Genomic DNA, 17,562 nt, shown 5'->3' with positions numbered 1-17,562 from the left:
TCCGCGACCCTCCCAGGAGCTTCCCCGTATGAGCACATCTCCGGACGCCGTCACGTCCTCCCGCAGCCCCGCCGCCAGCAGCAAGGGCCGCTGGCAACCCGTCGGCCTCGGCCAGGCGCGGATCACCGGCGGCTTCTGGGCGCCGCGCCAGGACCGCAACGGCGAGAGCGCGATCCCGAGCGGCTTGGACCAGCTGGAGTCGGCCGGCAACCTGCAGAACCTCCGGCTCGCGGCCGGGATCGGTGAGGGCGAGGCGATCGGCCCGGTGTTCGCCGACTCCGACGTCTACAAGTGGCTCGAGGCCGCCGCGTGGGAGTACGGCCGCAACCCGAACGAGGACCTGCTCAAGCGCCAGCGCGAGCTCACCGCGGTCGTCGCGGCCGCCCAGCGCGAGGACGGCTACCTCGACTCCGTCGTCCAGCTCCGGTACGGCGACGAGGGTCGCTACCAGCAGCTCGTCTGGAGCCACGAGCACTACTGCGCCGGTCATCTCATCCAGGCGGCCGTCGCGCAAGTGCGCTGCACCGGCGACCGCGAGCTGCTCGACGTCGCCACCAAGCTCGCCGACCACCTGGTCGCCACGTTCGGCGACGGCGAAGGCCAGACCGTCGACGTGGACGGCCACCCGGTCATCGAGATGGCCCTGGTCGAGTTGTATCGAGAAACCGGTACGCCGGCCTATCTCGACCTGGCCAAGTGGTTCGTCGAGGCGCGGGGCCACGGGATCATCAAGGAGCACGGCCACGAGCCGACGTACTTCTCCGACCGTCTCCCGGTCCGCGAGGCGACCACGGTGGAGGGCCACTCGGTCCGGGCCGTGTATCTCGCCGCGGGCGCCACGGACGTCGCGTTGGAGACCGGTGACACCGAGCTGCTCGACGCCCTGAAGGTGCAGTTCGAGCACATGTGGTCGACCAAGACCTACATCACTGGCGGTCTCGGCGCCCGGTGGGAAGGCGAGGCGTTCGGCGACGAGTACGAGCTGCCGCCGGACCGCGCGTACGCCGAGACCTGCGCGGCGATCGGCGGGATCCAGTGGGCTTGGCGGATGCTGCTGGCCACGGGTGAGGCGTCGTACGCGGATGCCATCGAGCGGATGCTGTACAACGGCTTCCTCGCCGGCGTCTCGCTCAAGGGGACGGAGTACTTCTACGTCAACCCGCTGCAGCTGCGTGGTGGGGCGCATCCGGACAACGGCCGGAGCCCGGCGCACGGTCGGCGCGGCTGGTTCGACTGTGCGTGCTGCCCGCCGAACATCATGCGCACGCTGGCCAGCCTGGACGGCTACCTCGCGAGCAGCGGTGACGGCGCGATCCAGCTCCATCAGTACGCCGCCGGCGTCGTGCAGGCCGGGGACGTCGAGCTTCGGGTGGAGACGAACTACCCGTGGGACGAGGCCGTCCGGATCACCGCCGGCGGGCCTGCGACGGTGGAGCTGCGGATCCCCGCCTGGGCCGAAGGCGCGACCGTGAACGGAAAGCCGGTCGAGGCCGGCACCTACGCGCGCGTCGAGGCCGCCGAGATCGACCTGCAGTTGCCGATGGCAACTCGAGTGATCGCGGCCGATCCACGCGTCGACGCCGTACGGGGGTGTGTCGCGCTGGAACGCGGTCCGCTGGTCTACGCGGTTGAGCAGGCCGATCAGCAGGTGGAGGTCGACGACCTCCACGTGTTGCCTTCGGCATCAGTTGCCACGAGCCATGACGACGGGCTACTGGACGGCGTGACAGTCCTGCGGACCCGTGGTCGGGCCGGCACCGGACATCGGGGCGGCTGGCCGTTCACCGCCGAGGCCGCGGACGCCGTGGGTGACGAGGTCGACGTGGTCGCGGTGCCGTACTACGCCTGGGCGAACCGCGAGATCGGCGCCATGCGCGTCTGGCTGCCCCGGGCCTGATGATGCTCACCCGGCGGAAGTTCCTTGGACTCACGGCTGCGGCGACCGCGGCCGGCGCCCTGCCGGGCTGCAGCTCCGTCCTGCCCGAACCCGACGTCCAGGCGGCCGGGTTCGGGCAGGACGCCACCGGCACCGTGCAGGTGTGGTGCCGAGCCGCGACCCAGACCGGCCTGACCGACCTGGTCAAGAAGTTCAACGAGTCCCAGGACCGGCTCACCGTCGAGCTGACCCCGGTCCTGGACGCGCAGTACGTGACCAAGCTGGCGACCGCGATCCGCGGCCGGTCGGTGCCGGACCTGGTCGACATCGACGACATCAACTCGATGCTGTTCATCTACCGCGACGCCTTCACCGACCTCACCGAGCCGCTGCAGGCGCTGGACTACGCGGACAAGCTCAGCCCCGGCCACCTTCGGCTGGCGACGAAGGACGACCGGGTGTTCGGCGTACCGTACCTGGCCGATAACTCGCTGTTCTGGTTCAACACCGAGCTGTGCGACCGGGCGGAGGTCGACCCGTCCGAGGCGATCACGTCGTTCGACAGTCTGTTGGAGGCGGCCCGGAAGCTGCGGAGGCTCGGCGACGACATCTACGCGTGGAGCTTCCCGGCGAACAGCCCGGGCGCCCTCGGCTTCGTCGTGCAGCCGATGATCTGGGCCGCGGACACCGACCTGATCAAGGGCGAGGTCGGCGAGCAGTCCGGCGACATCGTCGGGAACGACGTCGTCCGGCAAATGCTCGAGCTGCATCGGCAACTGTGGGTCGACGGGCTGGTGCCGCGGGCGAACTTCTCCGACGACGCGTCCCGGTGGGGGAGCGACTTCCGGGCCGGCACGATCGGCATCTTCCCGTCCAACTACGCCGTGGTCGTGTCCGGGTCGGACGAGGCGTTCCACCAGAAGGTGACGCCCAGGCTGCTCTCCGGTCCGAACGGGGGCGCTGCCTTCTTCGACGGCGGCGACAACATGTGCATCCCGCGCGGTGCGCGGAACGCGTCCGGCGCCTGGGAGTTCGTCCGGTTCGCCCTCGATCTGCCGCAGCAGATCGAGCTCCCGGCCGGTGGGTACACGCCGGTCCGCTCGGACGCCGCGACGCCGGAGTTCGCCGAGAGGTTCCCGCTCGCGACGCTGCCGCTCGAACGCATCTCCGAGGGCTACGCGCCCACCACGCTCTCCTACAACCTGCTCTACAACCAGCCGGACGGCCCGTGGCTGCAGATGTTCCGCCGGGCTGTGTTCGACGGCGAGCTGGAGGCCGCCATGACCGAAGCCCAGCAGAACTTCGACCGCATCCTCGCCCAGGGGCAGGCATGAGTACGACGGAGGTCCGCCCGCGCCTGGAATCCCGGCGCCCGACGCCGGCTCGCGCTCGCCGCCGGGGCTCGCTGACCCATCCGTCCCGGACCGGTCTCCTCCTGGTGACACCCGCCGTACTGTTCGTCGCGGTCTTCGTGCTGGTGCCGCTCGGGTTCGCCCTGGTGATCTCGCTGACGAACTGGCCGCTGATCGGCACGGTGGAGTTCGCCGGGCTGAAGAACTACACCGCGATCGTGTCCGACGCCGCATTCGCCAAGTCGGTCCTCTACACCTTGCTCTACACGGCCATCGTGACCGGTCCGATCCTGGTGCTCGGCTACGCGCTCGCCGTACTGGTACGCCGCAAGCGGCGCGGGGCGACGTTGTTGCGAACGGTCTTCTTCCTGCCGTTCGTCGTCGGCCTGTCCACGCTGAGTTTCGTCACCGTGCTCGAGGCCCAGCCGGACAGCGGCGCGATCAACATCATCCTCCGCGAACTCGGCATCACCGACGGGACGACGGCCTGGCTGGTGGACGGGCCGCTCGCGACCGGGCTGATCTGCGTGCTGGTGATCTGGGGCGTCTCCGGGCTCACCATGATGCTGCTGATGGCCGGCATGCAGGCGATCCCGCGGGAGTACTACGAGTCGTCCGAGCTCGACGGCGCCGGCTGGTGGCGGCAGGAGCGGGAGATCACCATCCCGGTGCTGCGGCCGACGATCGCGATGTCGGTGATCATCTCGGTGGTCGGCTCGCTGCTCGCGTTCACGCAGTTCTACATCCTGACCCGCGGCGGTCCGGGAACCGACACCACCACGGTCGTCCAGTACATCTACAACCGCGCCTTCGTCCAGCTGCAACTCGGGGCCGCGACCGCGCTGTCGATCGTCCTGGTCGTCGTGGTCGGACTCGTCACCGCGGCCCAGTTCTGGCTGCTCCGGGAGAGGGACTGACGCCATGAGGCTCAAGAACGTCCTGTACGTCGTCGGCGGCGCCGGAGCCTTCCTGGTGTTCACCGTCCCGTTGCTGTGGGCCCTCTTCCGGTCCGTCCAACCGAACGAGGTGATCGTCGCCGCACCGGATGCGTCCACCTTCTTCCAGCTGACCTGGGACAACTTCCGCACCCTGATCGAGGGACCAGGCAACCTGATGCGGGCTGTGGGCAACAGTTTAATCGTTGCCTTGAGCACCGCCGTCCTGACCGCTCTGCTGGCGACCCTGGCCGGCTACGGCTTCGCCCGCTTCCGCTTCCGCAGCGGGCCGTTGCTGTTCGCCCTGGTGGTCGTCTCGATGATGATCCCGTTCCAGGCGATCCTGACCCCGCTCTACCTGGAGATGAACGTCCTCCGGCTCACCGACAGCCTCCTCGGCCTGGTGCTCTTCTACACCACGGTCAACCTGCCGTTCGGCGTCTTCGTCATGCGCAACTCCTTCTCCTCGGTCCCCGTCGAACTCGAAGACTCGGCCCACGTCGACGGCTGCGGCACCCTCCGAATGATCAGCTCCGTCCTCCGCCCGCTCGTCACCCCCGGCGCGGCCACCGTCGCGCTCTACGCCTTCCTGGCCGCGTGGACGGAGTTCCTCGGCGCCTTGACCTTCCTCACCAAGGACGAGCTCTACACCCTCCCGGTCGCGCTGGTGAACGTCCAGGCCGGCGCCTACGGCGAAGTCAACTTCGGCTCCCTGGTCGCCGGCTCAGTCATCGCCATGATCCCGTGCGTCATCCTCTACGTAGCCCTCCAACGCTTCTACGTAACCGGCCTCGCAACCGGAGCCGTCAAGGGCTGACGGGGTGGACGGTGGTGTCGGCGGACTGTGGTGTGCCCGCGCGTCCGCTACGCGCGGCTTCTGCGTCGCCGTGCTCGCCGGTCGCTACCACCTACCGGGTGTGCGCGCTGTCGCGCTGAGCGCGCGGGCTGCCGCGCGCGGTCAGCCACGGTGGGCGGACCATCCCACGGAAGGGTGTGCCGTGCCACCTGCACTCGAGTGCGTGGCCGCAAGGTGCAGCTGCACGATCGTCGTCTGACGCGGACCTCCAGGCCATCACAATCTCGCTCGGCGCGGTCAGGTGAGCGTGCGCCCGCGCAGGTCTCGGTGATTGGGATGGCCTGGCGGTCCGCAGTGGTTCGGGCGGGGGGCCGGAAGACGGGCGGGTCGGCGGACGGTGGTCGGCGAGACCCGCAGGCTGGTCACCGGCCGGACAACAGCTCTGGCAGCTGGGGAGTCGGCAAGCCGAGAGCGTGGATCGCAACTGAGCTCGTCGGTGGTGCCGGCGGCTTCCAATGCGGTCGGCTGTGTCACCCCCTGCCCGCCACGACCACGGTGTAGTCGAAGGCTGCGGTAGCCGCGAGCGCGGGCGGCAGCCCGCAGACCCGAGGGTGGGTGGGAGCGGCTGCGTAGCGGGCGACGCAGGAGCACGCGTAGTCGCCGCGTGGGTCGACCACATGCTCCGCAGGTTGGGCGGGGTGGTTAGAGGCCGGGGCGGATTTCGTGGTCTGTGTGGGCTATGGCGTGGCTGTCGGCGGCTCGGCGGCAGAGGTCCATGAGTTCGGGTTCGTTCTTGACCTGCTGGCGGGCCTTGGGGCCGAGGGCGATGATGTGTTCGCGGTCGGCGAGGAGGCGGGAGAAGATGCGTTCGCGCTCGTGGGGGTCGGCGGTGTACTCGGAGTCGAGGTAGGCGGCGGCGTCGCGGCGGATGCGGGCCATCGCGGTCTGGGTGCGGCCGCGGGTGCTGAAGAGCGACGCGAGGATGGTGATCACCAGGACGCCGAGGATGACGAGCAGTGACGCGCCGGTGCTGATCTCGGCGACGTCGACGTGCTCGCCGCCGTTCACGAACGGCAGGTTGTTCTCGTGCAGCGCGTGCAGCACGAGCTTCGCGCCGATGAACGCGAGGATCGCGGCCAGCCCGTACGACAGGTAGATGAGCCGGTCGAGCAGGCCGTCCAGCAGGAAATACAGCTGTCGCAGACCGAGCAGGCTGAAGGCCGTCGCGGTGAACACGATGTACACGTTCTGGGTGAGGCCGAAGATCGCCGGGATCGAGTCGAGCGCGAACAGCAGGTCGGTGCCGCCGATCGCCGCCATCACCAGCACCATCGGGGTCAGCACGCGGCGCCCGTCGACGACGGTGAACAGCTTGTCGCCGTCGAACTCGTCGCTGGTCCGCAGCCAGCGCCGGGCCAGCCGGACGACGACGTTCTGCGCCGAGTGCGACTCCTCGGTCTCGGGTTTGAGCATGTTGCCCGCGGTCAGCAGCAGCGCGATGCCGAACAGGTAGAACACCCAGGAGAACGTGTTCAGCAGCGCCGATCCGAGGAAGATGAACCCGGTCCGGGCGATCAGCGAGAAGACGATGCCGAACAGCAGGACCTTCTGCTGGTCCTCCCGCGGCACCCGGAAGCTGGTCATGATGATCAGGAACACGAACAGGTTGTCGACCGACAGCGCCTTCTCGGTGATGTAGCCGGCGAAGTACTCCGAGCCCATCGCCGTACCGCCGAAGACGAAGCAGCCGACGCCGAACAGCAGCGCGATCCCGACGTACACGCTCGACCAGATGGCGGCTTCCCGCACCGTCGGCACGTGCGCGGACCGGACGTGGAAGAAGTAGTCGAACGCGAGCAGCGCGAGGATCACGGCCAGCGTCAGGACCCACACCAGCGGTGACACGGTCATCGTTCCCTCCCGTACGGCGCGTGGTAGTGAGTTCAGCCAATCACGCCGGACCCGCCGTTGTCCCCGGCCAACTACGAACGACCCTTGACCAGGGCCACCAGATAGCGGCACGGGACCGCGCCGGGGTTGTGGAACGCCGTGGGCGACGGCGGGCCGAGCTGGAGGCAGTCGCCGGTGTGCAGGTCGTGGACCACCGAGCCCTCGTGGAACCGGAGGTGGCCGTCCAGGATCCACAGTTGCTGGTACTTGAAGACGTACGCGTCGGCCGGGTACGAGACCGAGGCGCCCGGTGGAAGCTCGACCTCGACCAGCTCGAGTGGGCCGTCGGTGACGGGGGAGACCGCTCGGCGGAGATAGCCGGTCGCGGGGTCCGTCCACACCGGCTGGTCGGCCCGGCGGCGGAGGAGGTCGCCGGTGTTCTCCGCGCGGGCGACCAGTTCGGACAGCGTCATCCCGAGCGCGCCGGAGAGCCGTCCGAGCAGTACGGCGGTCGGCTGGGCCTCACCGCGTTCGATCTTGCCGATCATTGCCCGGGACACCCCGGAACGCTCGGCCAGCGCGTTGACCGACAGCTCCTGTGCGACCCGCGCGGCCCGGACGGTCGCGGCGAGCGAGGCGGACAGCTCATCCAACATGCTTGCCACTATAGCGGCATCTATGGCTACTATCGTGACATGCCGAAGATCAGAGACGCCTCACCACTGGACGGCGAGGCATGCGCCGCGATCTACGCGCCGTACGTGACCGACACCGCGATCACCTTCGAGATCGAGCCGCCGTCCGCGGCCGAGCTGGCGCAGCGGATCGCGGACGCGCAGACGAAGTACGCCTGGATGGTGCTCGAGGACGACGAGGGCCGGGTGGTCGGGTACGCGTACGCGGGTCCGATGAAGCCGCGAGCGGCGTACCGCTGGTCGTGTGAGGTGAGCGTCTACCTGGAGCTCGGCCGGCGCCGGACCGGCGGTGGGCGGGCGCTGTACGAGGCGCTGTTCGAGCGGCTGACCGAGCGAGGCTTCCGTACGGCGGCCGCCGGGATGACGCTGCCGAACGACGCCAGCGTGGGACTGCACACGGCGCTCGGCTTCGAGGAGATCGGCACCTACCGCCGGATCGGGTGGAAGTTGGGCGCCTGGCACGACGTCCACTGGCGGCAGCGCCCGCTCGCCGTACTCCCGGACCCACCCGAGGAGACCCGCTAGCCCAGTCGCCACCCTGGCGGGGGCTGACCTCGTTGGCGGGTGAGGATTGGGCGGTGAGTGCCAACCGCCTGACCGTACGCCGTGCCGTCGTCGCCGATGACGACGTACTCCTCCGGATCGACCAGACCTCGTGGGACGCGAGCACCGGCTTCCCGTCGTACCAGGAGCACATCCGGGAGAGCTTCTTCGCCCGCAGCGGGCCGGAGGCGCACCTCGTGGCCGAGTACGACGGCGCGGTGGTCGGGTATCTGCGGCTGCAGGACAAGTACACGTTTCCGGAAGGCGCGGGCGTGCTGACGATCAACGGCCTCGCGGTCGCCCAAGAGGCTCGCGGACGTGGGATCGCCACCGCCCTTCTCGACGCCGCGGCCGCGGAAGGCCGACTCCTCGGAGCGCGCAAGATCAGCCTGCACGTCCACAGCACCAACACCGCCGCCCGCCGCCTCTACGAACGCAACGGCTACGTCGTCGAGGGCATCCACCCCAACGAATACCTGATCGACGGCACCTACATCGACTCGGTCGACATGGCCCTGACGCTGTAGTTGCCCGGGGCAAGGTGTTGCCCCGGGCAACGCGGGTGCGGTCAGCGGCTGATGACTGGGGAGAAGATGTTCCAGACGCTGCTGGTGCCGGGGACGTAGGCGCGGTAGCGGCGGGTTCTGTTGGGGTAGTAGTTGTAGGTGACCTGGCCGACGCTGTTCGTGGTGACGTAGGCGAGGCCCTTCCAGGTCGACGTACCGATGTCCTGGTACTGGAGCAGGACCTGCTTGTTCGCCCACCGGATGTAGCGGTCGGAGTTCGGGTGCCAGTAGGAAACTGTGGTGAGCAGCGCGGTCCTGCTGCCCTTGCGGCCGCCGCTGAGTGCAACGGCCGACGCGCACTTCGAGACCGACGTCGCCGAGGTCAGGTCAGCCACTTTGACGCCGTCGTAGTTGGTCGCTCCACCGGCGGGCTTCCAGGTCACCGTGCCGATCACCGGAGCCGTCCCGGTGATGGTGAACCCGGTCTCGCGCGCGGCGTACCGGAACTCCAGCCTCCCGTCGGGGTGCATGGTCGCCCACGGCGTGCTCTTCCACACCGCGGTGTAGACGGTCCCCGGGCAGTTCGAGCCCAGCTTGGCGGAGAAGGTGTTGATGCTGGCCTTGATGCTGATGCGCGATGGTGGGACGAGTGAGCAGACCGCGGTGGACTGCTCGGTGACCGCGTGGGCCGGCTGGACGGTGACCAGGCTGGCGGCCACGAGAGCGCCGGCGGCGAGTGCGGACGTGTACAGCTTCAAGAGTTCCCCCTCTTGGGTTGGCTGGGGGAACCTTAGCGGGGGAAGATCCGGGGCGCGCTGGCACAGGTCGACGCCCCGGCCTTGGTGGTGGCCGGGGCGCTCGACTGGGGTACGGGCGTCGCCCGCTATCCGTGGATCGACGACGCCGCGTTCGTGACGACGGTCGCGAGGTTGCTCGGTGTTACGGGTTGACGCCGCGGTCGCGGAGCCACGGCTCCGGGTTGACCTGGTTGTCGCCGCCGAGGAGGACCTCGAAGTGCAGGTGCGGGCCGGTGGTGTTGCCGGTGACGCCGATCGCGCCGACCTTGTCGCCGGCGGCCACGGTGTCGCCGACCGAGACGGCGAACTCGGACATGTGGCTGTACGACGTGACCGTGCCGTCCGCGTGCCGCACCTTGACCTGGCGGCCGTAGGCGCCGGCGTACGACGCTTGGATGACCTCACCGGCGAGCACCGAGCGGATCGACGTACCGAGCGGGGCGGCGAAGTCGAGGCCGGTGTGGTTGCGGGCCCAGCGGCTTCCGCCCTCGCCGAAGTGGGCGGTCAGGCGGTAGCCGGTGGTCGGGAGGACGACCTTCGGCGCCCGGGCCCGCTCCTCGGCCTCGGCGACCGCGGCGGCCTTCGCCTTGGCGATCGCGGCCGCCTTGGCCGCGGCCAGCGCGCGGGCCTGAGCGGCGGCCTTCTTCGCGGCGGCCGCCTTGGCGGCGGCGAGCGCGAGCGCCCGGCGCTGGGTCAGGGTCGCGTTGGCGGCCAGCCGGGCCGCCCGGGCCTGCGCGGCCTTCTCGGCCTGCGCCTTGCGGGTCGCTTCCAGCGACAGGTCGATGCGGCCGGCGTCGCGGGACGCCAGGTCCCGCCGCTCGACCCGCGCCGCGGTCAGAGCGTCGGCCTGTGAGGGGCTCAGGCCGGGGCTCGCCGTGGAGGATCCGGTGGCGGAGGACGACAGGCCGACCGCGGTGGTGCCGGCCGCAGCAGCGAGAGCGGCGGTGATGCCGATCAGCTGCGTGCGGCGGCCGGTACTTCGGCGGCCGGAGCGATGTTTGGCTGCCCGGCGCGGGGCAACCGGGACGTCGTTCTGAGGAGACACAGGGGAGGGGCCTTCCAGGGAGGGGCAGCCGCTGCGAGGGGTACAGCGGCTCGAACGACCATAACGAGGAGGTCACGGCTCCTCAAACGCAGATGTCGCGCAGGTGAACGAAATCGCCCACGGACAGTGAGGGGCTCTTGCCGCCTCGTAGGCGTCCAGGCGTGAATCCGACCCGTGGGTAGTTGAATCCACGCGTGATGCGGATCACTCGTGAAATGGCGCCGAGCAGCCCTTGCGGACCTGTATAAGGCCGTCTGCTGAGCGCAGATGTTGCTGCGGCCGAGGGCTCTGGACGGGTACGACTGACGCATGCGGATCGCGATCCTCGGCGGTACTCAGTTCATCGGGCGGGCCGTCGTGGAGCGACTGTCGACCGAGGGGCATCAACTACTCGTCGTGCATCGCGGCGAGCACGAGCCGGCCGACCTGCCGGCCGTCACGCATGCCCATCTCGACCGTCACGACGGGGCGGCGCTGTCCTCGGCCGTGGAGTCGTTCGGTGTCGACGCCCTCGTCGACATCTCCGGGATGAACGCGGCCGCGGCCGACGCGGCGCTGGGCGCGGTCGGGCCGTCGGTGAGGCTGGTGGCGATCTCGAGTGGCGATGTCTACCGCGCGTACGATGGTCTGCACTCCGGGTGGACGAGTGACGGGCTGCCGTTGACCGAGGAGTCGCCGCTGCGCGATCGGCGGTACGTCGACGGGCCGCAGTACGAGAACTTGGAGATGGAGGAGCGCTACCTGCCGCGGGGCGCGACCGTGCTCCGGTTGGGGGCGGTGTACGGCGAGCACGACTACCAGCGGCGGTTCGAGTTCGTGCTCCGGCGGGTCCGGGCCGGGCGGAAGCGGATCCCGATCGGGTCAGGGCAGTTCTTGTTCAGTCGCGTGTACGTCGGGGACGTGGCGGCCGCGGTGTCGTTGGCGCTGCCCGGGGATCATCGCGGTGAGGCGTTCAACATCGTGGAGCCGGTGACGGCGCCGTACCGGCTGTTCGCCGAGCAGATCCTGGCCGCGGCGGACGCGTCGGACGTCGAACTGGTCCGGGTTCGGGACGACGTGTTGCCGGACGATCTGTCGCTGACCGGGGCGTTGGATCAGCACCTGCTGATGGACTCGTGGAAGGCGCGGACGGTGCTCGGCTGGTCGCCGGCGGATCCGGTGGAGAGTCTGCGGCGATCGGTGCGCTGGCATCTGGCGAATCCGCCCGTGGATGCGTCGGACGACTTTTCCGCCGATGACGGCGTACTGGGCTGAAAATTGGTCAGCAGCACTCTGTGGAACCGGTATGCTTTCCGGGTCGGACAGAGGGGGCCACAGGGTGCGCCTGGCTCGATTTCACATCGAGGCTGCGGACCGTGTAATCTCTCTCCTCGGCCCGCCCCTTTAGCTCAGTCGGCAGAGCGTCTCCATGGTAAGGAGAAGGTCTACGGTTCGATTCCGTAAAGGGGCTCTGAGCACGACACCTCGCCCGGTCCGCCGGGTGAGGTGACGGACTCTCCCGGCGGGGTAGCTCAGGTGGTTAGAGCACACGGCTCATAATCGTGGTGTCGCGGGTTCGACTCCCGCCCCCGCTACCCACCAATGCAGTAGCTCGAGAGTGCGATCACCCAAGTTGCGCACTCATGAACAAGAAGAGGCAGCAGTGGCCAAGGCAACCGACATCCGCCCGAAGATCACGCTGGCGTGCACCGTCTGCAAGGAGCGCAACTACATCACCAAGAAGAACCGGCGCAACGACCCGGATCGTCTTGAGCTGAAGAAGTACTGCGCCCGCTGCAACGACCACACCGACCACCGCGAAACCCGCTGACCTCAGCCCCTGAGTTTCCGCGAGGCCGCTTCGGTTCCCCGAAGCGGCCTTTCGCTGTGAGCGAGCAAGCTCGCGGGAGGCGGGGCTCCCCGCGAAACCCGCTGACCTCAGCTCTTCGCGAGGGCCGCTTCGAACCCCGAAGCGGCCTTTCGCTGTGCCGGGACCCGGTCGGGTGAGCTTCACAGCCACTTCTCCGGTCGGCGTCGCTCGGCTCGGGTCTTGCCGTCCCGGACGACCTCGGGAAGCTGGGACCGGCGCAGAGCGGTCTCGTTGATGCTGAACGATCCGAGGTCGGTGAAGCGCTTGTGTGGCTTGGCGTTGCCAGGCGGCATCGCGAGGATGACGCGCTGCTCAGGGCGTACGTCTTTCACTGCTCGCACGGCAGGCGCGAAATCCGAGTCAGCGCTCACCAGCAAGGTGACGTCTGCCAGTCTGCGGGCAGCGTCCGCGACCATCGCTGTGGCCAGGGCGACATCGGTCTCCTTCTCCTCATAGGATCGAACCTTTCGAGGACAGCCGCACAGCCAGTCCTGAGCGCACCGCTTGCAAGGCGCGAGCTTCTTGGGTTTGAACCACCCGAGGCGTACTTCGAGTTCAGCGCCGCAGCGCATCTGCAACGCGTCCAGGTAGTGCTGCTGGCGGAGCGCGGCGTCCGGCTCGCTTCGCACGAGAGTCGTGTAGTAGCGAACCACGACGACCTCGTCGTCAGGCCGGAGCTGCCGGACGAGTTCGACCACATTGAGCCAGAGGTATCGCCGGGCGAACTTGGTCTTCATGCCGTGATACAGGTTGAAGCCGTCGATGTAGGCGGCGACGGTCGCCATGCTGCCCCCAAACGTGCGACGAGCCGTGCCGAGGGCACCGCCGTGGTAAAGTTCGTCTCATCGATGCCGGTTCGGCCGGCTGGAATGGCCCCCGTCAGGGGGCCGTTTTTTTGTGCCGGGGCGTCTCGGCTCGAGGAGACTCAGTTATACCCTCTGCAACCGACAGCTTCACACCGTGATGATTGGGCGGCCGGCTTCGTAGGCGGCTCGGCGGTTGGGGCGGGGGGTTAGGCAGCAGGAGCCGCAGAGGGTGTTGGTGCCGGCTTGGCTGGTGTAGTAGAGGCAGCAGGTGTTGCGGAGGTAGACGAGTTTGCCGGCGGCGAGTTCGACGTCGCCCAGCCGCGCCAGCCCGCCGGGGGCTTTGGCGACGAAGGTCTGCCAGCGGTCGAGCAGGTAGGCAGGCGAGACCGTCTCGGCCTCGCGGGTCGCCGCGCAGAAGGCCATCGCGCAGCCGGCCGCGACACCTCCGTGCAACTGCCGAAGACCAGCCCGAGTACGCCGGTGGAGCTCGGCGGACAGTGGTAGCAGGTGTTGTCGCAGCACGACGTCGTACAGCGTCTCGAGACCGCCGGGCAGGAAGCGGGCCGAGCGTACGGCGACCGCGGCGAGACCGTGGCCGTCGTGCGGCCGGACCCACAGGTTCTCCGGGCGGATGTCGAGGACGCGGCCCTCGAGCGCCCAGAGCAGGAGCGCGGTCGCGGGCGCCCGGCCGGCGTAGAACGACATCAGACTGAGCGCGTTCGCGTGCGCCGACGTGTGTCCGCTGGCGTCGTGGTCGCGCTTGAGGAGCTCGGTCAGCTCAGGCCCGTCCGGCTCCAGGATCCGATCGACTGGAAGCCACTCATCACCGGAAGGCTCGCCGATCTCGAGGTTGTACCGAGGCGCGTACCGGGCCAACGCCGTCACTGCCGTCACGTTCTACCTTCCCCAGTCGGTCTTACCGAGAGTGGGTGGCGGCACTCGCCGTCACAGTCTGCCAGTAGGGTTTGGGGATATGACGATCGACGCCACGATGGTCGGCCGGAGTTACACGGCCGCCGAGTCCTATCAGGTCGGCCGGGAGAAGATCCGCGAGTTCGCCGACGCGATCGGCGACCCCAACCCGGCGTACCGGGGAGCGGACGCGGTCGCGCCGCCGACCTTCGCGTTCATGCTCGGCAGCCGGGCGCTCGAGCAGTTGCTGGGCGACGAGGAGCTCGGGCTGCGGCTGGACCGGATCGTCCACGGCGCGCAGAAGTTCACCTACACCCGCCCGATCAAGGCCGGCGACGACATCGCCGCGACCGCGACCATCACCACCGTGCGCAAGGCCGGTGACGTCGAGGTGATCATGTACGAGACCGCCCTGAGCACCGTCGCCGGCGAGCCGATCGCCACCTCGACCTCCACGATCTCGCACAACCGGGCGGGCGCATGAAGACCGCGGAGGTAGGCCTCGAGCTCCCGCCGCTGACCGTCACCTTCCGCCGCGAGGACCTGGTCCGGTACGCCGGGGCCAGCGGCGACTTCAACCCGATCCACTGGAGCGACCGGATGGCGGCCGCGCTCGGCCTGCCCGGCGTGATCGCGCACGGCATGCTCACCATGGCGTCCGCGGTCCGGGTCGTCACCGACTGGCTCGACGACCCGGCCGACCTCGTCGAGTACGGCGTACGGTTCACCAAGCCGGTCGTCGTGCCGGACGACGACAAGGGCGCGAGCGTGACCTTCTCGGCGAAAGTGGACAAGGTCGCGGACGGGCAGGCGGAGATCGACATCACCGCGATTGCCGGCGAGGAGAAGGTCCTCGGCCGGGCCAGGGCGGTCGTGAGAGTCCGGTGAAGACCCACGTACGTCTCGCCGACTTCACCACCCTGCGGATCGGAGGGTTGGCCGACCGCCTCGTCGAGGTCACCACCGAGGACGACCTGATCACCGCGGTCCGGGACGCCGACGCGGCCGGCGAGCCGGTGCTGCTGCTGTCCGGCGGCAGCAACGTCGTGATCGGCGACGACGGTTTCCGCGGCACCGTGATCAAGATCGCCACCCGTGGGATCAAGGTCGACGCCGACATGTGCTCCGGCGCGATGGTCAGCATCCAGGCCGGCGAGGACTGGGACGTCGTGGTCCAGCGCGCGATCGCCGAGGAGTGGAGCGGCCTGGAGTCGATGTCCGGGATCCCCGGGCTGACCGGCTCGACCCCGGTGCAGAACGTCGGCGCCTACGGGCACGAGGTGGCCGAGACGATCGCCTGGGTCCGGGTCTGGGACCGGGTGGACAACCGGGTCCGCACGATCCACGCGGTCGACTGCGGCTTCAGTTACCGCAACTCGCGCTTCAAGCAGGACCCGTCCCGGTACGTCGTCCTCGAGGTCACGTTCCAGCTGCGGCTCGGCGACCTGTCCGCCCCGATCGGGTACGCCGAGCTGGCCCGCGTCCTCGAGGTCGATCCCGGGTCGCGCGCACCGATGACCGACGTCCGCGAGGCCGTTCTCGGGCTCCGGCGGAGCAAGGGGATGGTGCTGGACGAGGCCGACCACGACACCTGGAGCGCCGGGTCGTTCTTCACGAACCCGATCCTGGACACGGCGGCCGACGTACCGGCGGGTGCGCCGCAGTGGCCGCAGCCGGACGGCCGGGTGAAGACCAGCGCGGCCTGGCTGATCGAACACTCGGGGATCGCGAAGGGCTTCGCGATCGGGGCCGCCTCGGTGTCGACCAAGCACACGCTGGCGCTGACGAACCGCGGTGGTGCCACCACCAAGGAGATCCTGGCGCTCGCCGCCCACCTCCGTGCCCAGGTCCACCAGGCCTTCGGCATCACCCTGGTCAACGAACCCGTCCTGGTGAACGCAAGTTTCTGAACGTTCCCTTGTTCTTCGGCTCGGGGTTCGGTAGCTGTGAATGACTTACGGTTTCCGACCCCGTAGCAGGAGGATTCATGCGAGACCAGTTCGGCCGTCGACAGTTCCTCACCCTGGCCGGCGCGGCGGCAGTGGCCACCGCCGTCGTCCCGGAAGCGCGAGCCTCATCCCGGCTCGGTGACCTGTTCACGCTCGGCGTGGCCTCCGGTGATCCGGAGCCGTACAGCGTCGTGCTGTGGACCCGCCTCGCACCCGAGCCGGTCGCGCCGGACGGGTACGGCGGGATGCCGGCCAAGCGCGTCCTGGTGAAGTGGGAGGTCGCCGAGGACCCGCGGTTCCGCCGGATCGTCCGTCGCGGCGTCGAGCACGCCGTACCCGAGTGGGCGCACTCGGTGCACGCCGAGGTGCACGGGCTGCGGCCGGACCGCGAGTACTGGTACCGCTTCGTCGTCGGCGACCAGGTGAGCCCGGTCGGCCGGACCCGGACCGCGCCCGCCTGGTACAGCCGGCTCAACGGACTGACGTTCGCGTTCGCGAGCTGCCAGGCGTACGCCGACGGGTACTTCACCGCGTTCCGGCACATGGCCGACGAGGACCTCGATGTCGTCGTCCACCTCGGCGACTACATCTACGAAGGCGGGAACCAGGGCACGATCGGCCGGCCGCACCTGCCGGCCGCGGAGGTGTTCAGCCTGGCCGACTACCGCGTCCGGTACGGCCAGTACAAGTCCGACCCCGACCTGCAGGCCGCGCACGCCGCCGCGCCATGGGTGGTCGCGCCCGACGACCACGAGGTCGAGAACAACTGGGCCGGCGACATCTCGCAGCTCGACACCGAGCCGGACCAGGACCCGGCGGTGTTCCGCCAGCGCCGGGCGGCGGCGTACCGGGCGTACTACGAGAATCTGCCACTGCGCCGTACGTCGATGCCGCGCGGACCCGAGATGCAGGTTTACCGGCGGCTGTCGTTCGGCAACCTGCTGCAGCTGAACATGCTCGACACCCGCCGGTTCCGCACCGACCAGCTCGAACAGTGCGCGCAGAACTGCGACGGTCGCTGGGATCCCGCCCGGACGATGCTCGGCGCGCAGCAGGAGAAGTGGCTGCTCGACGGGCTCGGCCGCTCGCACGCGCGCTGGAACGTGCTCGGCAACCAGATCTTCGCGTTCGAGGCGGACCACGAGGCGGGCGTGTCCGAGCGGTACGGCATGGACACCTGGGACGGGTACGCCGCCGCCCGGCAGCGACTGTTCGACGGCGTGGTCCAGCGGAAGGTCGACAACTTCGTGATGATCACCGGCGACGCCCACCGCAGCGTGGCCGCCGACCTGAAGCTGAACTTCGCCGACCCGTCGTCGCGCACCGTCGGCACCGAGTTCCTCGGTACGTCGATCAGCTCGGGCGGCAACGGCGCCGACATGGACGCCCTCGGGGTCACCTGGCTGGCGGAGAACCCGCACATGAAGTTCCACAACAGCCAGCGTGGTTACCAGCGCTGCGTGGTGACCCGCGACGAGTGGCGGACCGACTACCGCGTCGTACCCCAGGTCACCGTGCCCGACTCCCCGGTACTCACCCGAGCCGGCATCACAGTCGAGGCAGGCAAGGCCGGCATCGCCGACGTGTCCTGAAAAAGTTTTGCACAGACCC

Annotated in this window: 18 protein-coding genes and 2 tRNA genes; 14 read left to right on the top strand and 6 right to left on the bottom strand. The window is 69.1% G+C overall.

Annotated features, from left to right (window positions below):
• The first annotated feature begins 28 nt into the window (after window positions 1-28).
• From ACQPYZ_RS31760 to ACQPYZ_RS31745, 4 genes are read left to right on the top strand one after another with little or no spacing between them, the layout of a single operon-like run.
• The gene (locus ACQPYZ_RS31760; protein ID WP_433162557.1) at window positions 29-1,897 is read left to right on the top strand and encodes a glycoside hydrolase family 127 protein; all 1,869 of its coding nucleotides are present in this window, start codon (window positions 29-31) and stop codon (window positions 1,895-1,897) included.
• Window positions 1,897-3,210 carry an extracellular solute-binding protein gene (locus tag ACQPYZ_RS31755; RefSeq protein WP_433162555.1) on the top strand — a complete coding sequence of 438 codons (1,314 nt, stop codon included), beginning with the start codon at window positions 1,897-1,899 and terminating at the stop codon, window positions 3,208-3,210. Before ACQPYZ_RS31760 ends, ACQPYZ_RS31755 begins: the two co-directional genes overlap by 1 nt.
• The gene (locus ACQPYZ_RS31750) at window positions 3,207-4,145 is read left to right on the top strand and encodes a carbohydrate ABC transporter permease (protein ID WP_433162553.1); all 939 of its coding nucleotides are present in this window, start codon (window positions 3,207-3,209) and stop codon (window positions 4,143-4,145) included. The genes ACQPYZ_RS31755 and ACQPYZ_RS31750 overlap by 4 nt, the downstream gene beginning before the upstream one ends.
• Window positions 4,146-4,149: 4 nt before the next feature.
• A complete protein-coding gene (locus tag ACQPYZ_RS31745) occupies window positions 4,150-4,980 on the top strand; it encodes a carbohydrate ABC transporter permease (protein ID WP_433162552.1) in 831 nt (276 codons plus the stop codon).
• A gap of 681 nt (window positions 4,981-5,661) precedes the next feature.
• Here the strand turns inward: ACQPYZ_RS31745 and ACQPYZ_RS31740 are convergent.
• Together ACQPYZ_RS31740 and ACQPYZ_RS31735 are read right to left on the bottom strand one after the other, a co-directional pair.
• Window positions 5,662-6,870 (bottom strand): TerC family protein, encoded by a 1,209-nt coding sequence (locus ACQPYZ_RS31740; protein ID WP_433162550.1) that lies wholly within the window; start codon window positions 6,868-6,870, stop codon window positions 5,662-5,664.
• A gap of 71 nt (window positions 6,871-6,941) precedes the next feature.
• Window positions 6,942-7,505, bottom strand: coding sequence for a helix-turn-helix domain-containing protein (locus tag ACQPYZ_RS31735; RefSeq protein WP_433162547.1), 564 nt, complete (start codon window positions 7,503-7,505; stop codon window positions 6,942-6,944).
• A gap of 39 nt (window positions 7,506-7,544) precedes the next feature.
• On the opposite strand from ACQPYZ_RS31735, the gene ACQPYZ_RS31730 reads away from it, so the two are divergent.
• Together ACQPYZ_RS31730 and ACQPYZ_RS31725 are read left to right on the top strand one after the other, a co-directional pair.
• A complete protein-coding gene (locus ACQPYZ_RS31730; RefSeq protein WP_433162546.1) occupies window positions 7,545-8,069 on the top strand; it encodes an N-acetyltransferase family protein in 525 nt (174 codons plus the stop codon).
• A gap of 53 nt (window positions 8,070-8,122) precedes the next feature.
• The gene (locus tag ACQPYZ_RS31725; RefSeq protein WP_433162544.1) at window positions 8,123-8,614 is read left to right on the top strand and encodes an N-acetyltransferase family protein; all 492 of its coding nucleotides are present in this window, start codon (window positions 8,123-8,125) and stop codon (window positions 8,612-8,614) included.
• Window positions 8,615-8,655: 41 nt separating this feature from the next.
• On the opposite strand, the gene ACQPYZ_RS31720 is transcribed toward ACQPYZ_RS31725, so the two are convergent.
• A complete protein-coding gene (locus ACQPYZ_RS31720) occupies window positions 8,656-9,351 on the bottom strand; it encodes a hypothetical protein (protein WP_433162542.1) in 696 nt (231 codons plus the stop codon).
• 181 nt (window positions 9,352-9,532) lie between these two features.
• The gene (locus ACQPYZ_RS31715; protein ID WP_433162541.1) at window positions 9,533-10,435 is read right to left on the bottom strand and encodes a M23 family metallopeptidase; all 903 of its coding nucleotides are present in this window, start codon (window positions 10,433-10,435) and stop codon (window positions 9,533-9,535) included.
• A 309-nt stretch (window positions 10,436-10,744) separates the two neighbouring features.
• On the opposite strand from ACQPYZ_RS31715, the gene ACQPYZ_RS31710 reads away from it, so the two are divergent.
• From ACQPYZ_RS31710 to rpmG, 4 genes are all read left to right on the top strand, one after another.
• Window positions 10,745-11,689, top strand: a complete 945-nt coding sequence (locus ACQPYZ_RS31710) for an NAD-dependent epimerase/dehydratase family protein (RefSeq protein WP_433162539.1) — start codon at window positions 10,745-10,747, stop codon at window positions 11,687-11,689.
• Between the two features lie 123 nt (window positions 11,690-11,812).
• Window positions 11,813-11,885: transfer RNA gene (locus tag ACQPYZ_RS31705), tRNA-Thr, on the top strand.
• 50 nt (window positions 11,886-11,935) lie between these two features.
• Window positions 11,936-12,009 (top strand) — tRNA-Met (locus ACQPYZ_RS31700).
• A 68-nt stretch (window positions 12,010-12,077) separates the two neighbouring features.
• Window positions 12,078-12,245, top strand: coding sequence for a 50S ribosomal protein L33 (gene rpmG / locus ACQPYZ_RS31695; RefSeq protein WP_133800754.1), 168 nt, complete (start codon window positions 12,078-12,080; stop codon window positions 12,243-12,245).
• A gap of 179 nt (window positions 12,246-12,424) precedes the next feature.
• On the opposite strand, the gene ACQPYZ_RS31690 is transcribed toward rpmG, so the two are convergent.
• Both ACQPYZ_RS31690 and ACQPYZ_RS31685 read right to left on the bottom strand, forming a co-directional pair.
• Window positions 12,425-13,069 carry an NYN domain-containing protein gene (locus tag ACQPYZ_RS31690; protein ID WP_433162537.1) on the bottom strand — a complete coding sequence of 215 codons (645 nt, stop codon included), beginning with the start codon at window positions 13,067-13,069 and terminating at the stop codon, window positions 12,425-12,427.
• Between the two features lie 168 nt (window positions 13,070-13,237).
• On the bottom strand, window positions 13,238-13,984 hold the full coding sequence (locus ACQPYZ_RS31685; RefSeq protein ID WP_433162536.1) for a hypothetical protein: 747 nt from the start codon (window positions 13,982-13,984) through the stop codon (window positions 13,238-13,240).
• 79 nt (window positions 13,985-14,063) lie between these two features.
• Between ACQPYZ_RS31685 and ACQPYZ_RS31680 the strand changes: the two genes are divergently transcribed.
• The 4 genes from ACQPYZ_RS31680 to ACQPYZ_RS31665 all read left to right on the top strand — a co-directional run bounded on the left by ACQPYZ_RS31680 (window position 14,064) and on the right by ACQPYZ_RS31665 (window position 17,543).
• Window positions 14,064-14,486: an FAS1-like dehydratase domain-containing protein gene (locus ACQPYZ_RS31680; protein WP_433162535.1), complete on the top strand. Its 423-nt coding sequence runs from the start codon at window positions 14,064-14,066 to the stop codon at window positions 14,484-14,486.
• A complete protein-coding gene (locus tag ACQPYZ_RS31675; RefSeq protein ID WP_433162534.1) occupies window positions 14,483-14,890 on the top strand; it encodes a MaoC/PaaZ C-terminal domain-containing protein in 408 nt (135 codons plus the stop codon). Before ACQPYZ_RS31680 ends, ACQPYZ_RS31675 begins: the two co-directional genes overlap by 4 nt.
• On the top strand, window positions 14,887-15,912 hold the full coding sequence (locus tag ACQPYZ_RS31670) for a UDP-N-acetylmuramate dehydrogenase (protein WP_433162532.1): 1,026 nt from the start codon (window positions 14,887-14,889) through the stop codon (window positions 15,910-15,912). The genes ACQPYZ_RS31675 and ACQPYZ_RS31670 overlap by 4 nt, the downstream gene beginning before the upstream one ends.
• A 77-nt stretch (window positions 15,913-15,989) precedes the next feature.
• Window positions 15,990-17,543, top strand: coding sequence for an alkaline phosphatase D family protein (locus tag ACQPYZ_RS31665; RefSeq protein WP_433162531.1), 1,554 nt, complete (start codon window positions 15,990-15,992; stop codon window positions 17,541-17,543).
• Window positions 17,544-17,562 lie beyond the last annotated feature (19 nt).

This window comes from Kribbella sp. CA-247076 (assembly GCF_050942445.1).
Taxonomy (GTDB): Bacteria; Actinomycetota; Actinomycetes; order Propionibacteriales; family Kribbellaceae; genus Kribbella.
The sequence above is the reverse complement of the archived record's forward strand: the minus strand, read 5'-3'. Positions and strand labels throughout refer to the sequence as shown.

Coding starts and splice junctions, on each gene's coding strand:
- ACQPYZ_RS31730 (WP_433162546.1), top strand. CDS start 7,545: ATGCCGAAGATCAGAGACGCCTCACCACTGGACGGCGAGGCATGCGCC.
- ACQPYZ_RS31690 (WP_433162537.1), bottom strand. CDS start 13,069: ATGGCGACCGTCGCCGCCTACATCGACGGCTTCAACCTGTATCACGGC.
- ACQPYZ_RS31750 (WP_433162553.1), top strand. CDS start 3,207: ATGAGTACGACGGAGGTCCGCCCGCGCCTGGAATCCCGGCGCCCGACG.
- ACQPYZ_RS31760 (WP_433162557.1), top strand. CDS start 29: ATGAGCACATCTCCGGACGCCGTCACGTCCTCCCGCAGCCCCGCCGCC.
- ACQPYZ_RS31680 (WP_433162535.1), top strand. CDS start 14,064: ATGACGATCGACGCCACGATGGTCGGCCGGAGTTACACGGCCGCCGAG.
- ACQPYZ_RS31755 (WP_433162555.1), top strand. CDS start 1,897: ATGATGCTCACCCGGCGGAAGTTCCTTGGACTCACGGCTGCGGCGACC.
- ACQPYZ_RS31665 (WP_433162531.1), top strand. CDS start 15,990: ATGCGAGACCAGTTCGGCCGTCGACAGTTCCTCACCCTGGCCGGCGCG.
- ACQPYZ_RS31735 (WP_433162547.1), bottom strand. CDS start 7,505: ATGTTGGATGAGCTGTCCGCCTCGCTCGCCGCGACCGTCCGGGCCGCG.
- ACQPYZ_RS31710 (WP_433162539.1), top strand. CDS start 10,745: ATGCGGATCGCGATCCTCGGCGGTACTCAGTTCATCGGGCGGGCCGTC.
- ACQPYZ_RS31675 (WP_433162534.1), top strand. CDS start 14,483: ATGAAGACCGCGGAGGTAGGCCTCGAGCTCCCGCCGCTGACCGTCACC.
- ACQPYZ_RS31740 (WP_433162550.1), bottom strand. CDS start 6,870: ATGACCGTGTCACCGCTGGTGTGGGTCCTGACGCTGGCCGTGATCCTC.
- ACQPYZ_RS31745 (WP_433162552.1), top strand. CDS start 4,150: ATGAGGCTCAAGAACGTCCTGTACGTCGTCGGCGGCGCCGGAGCCTTC.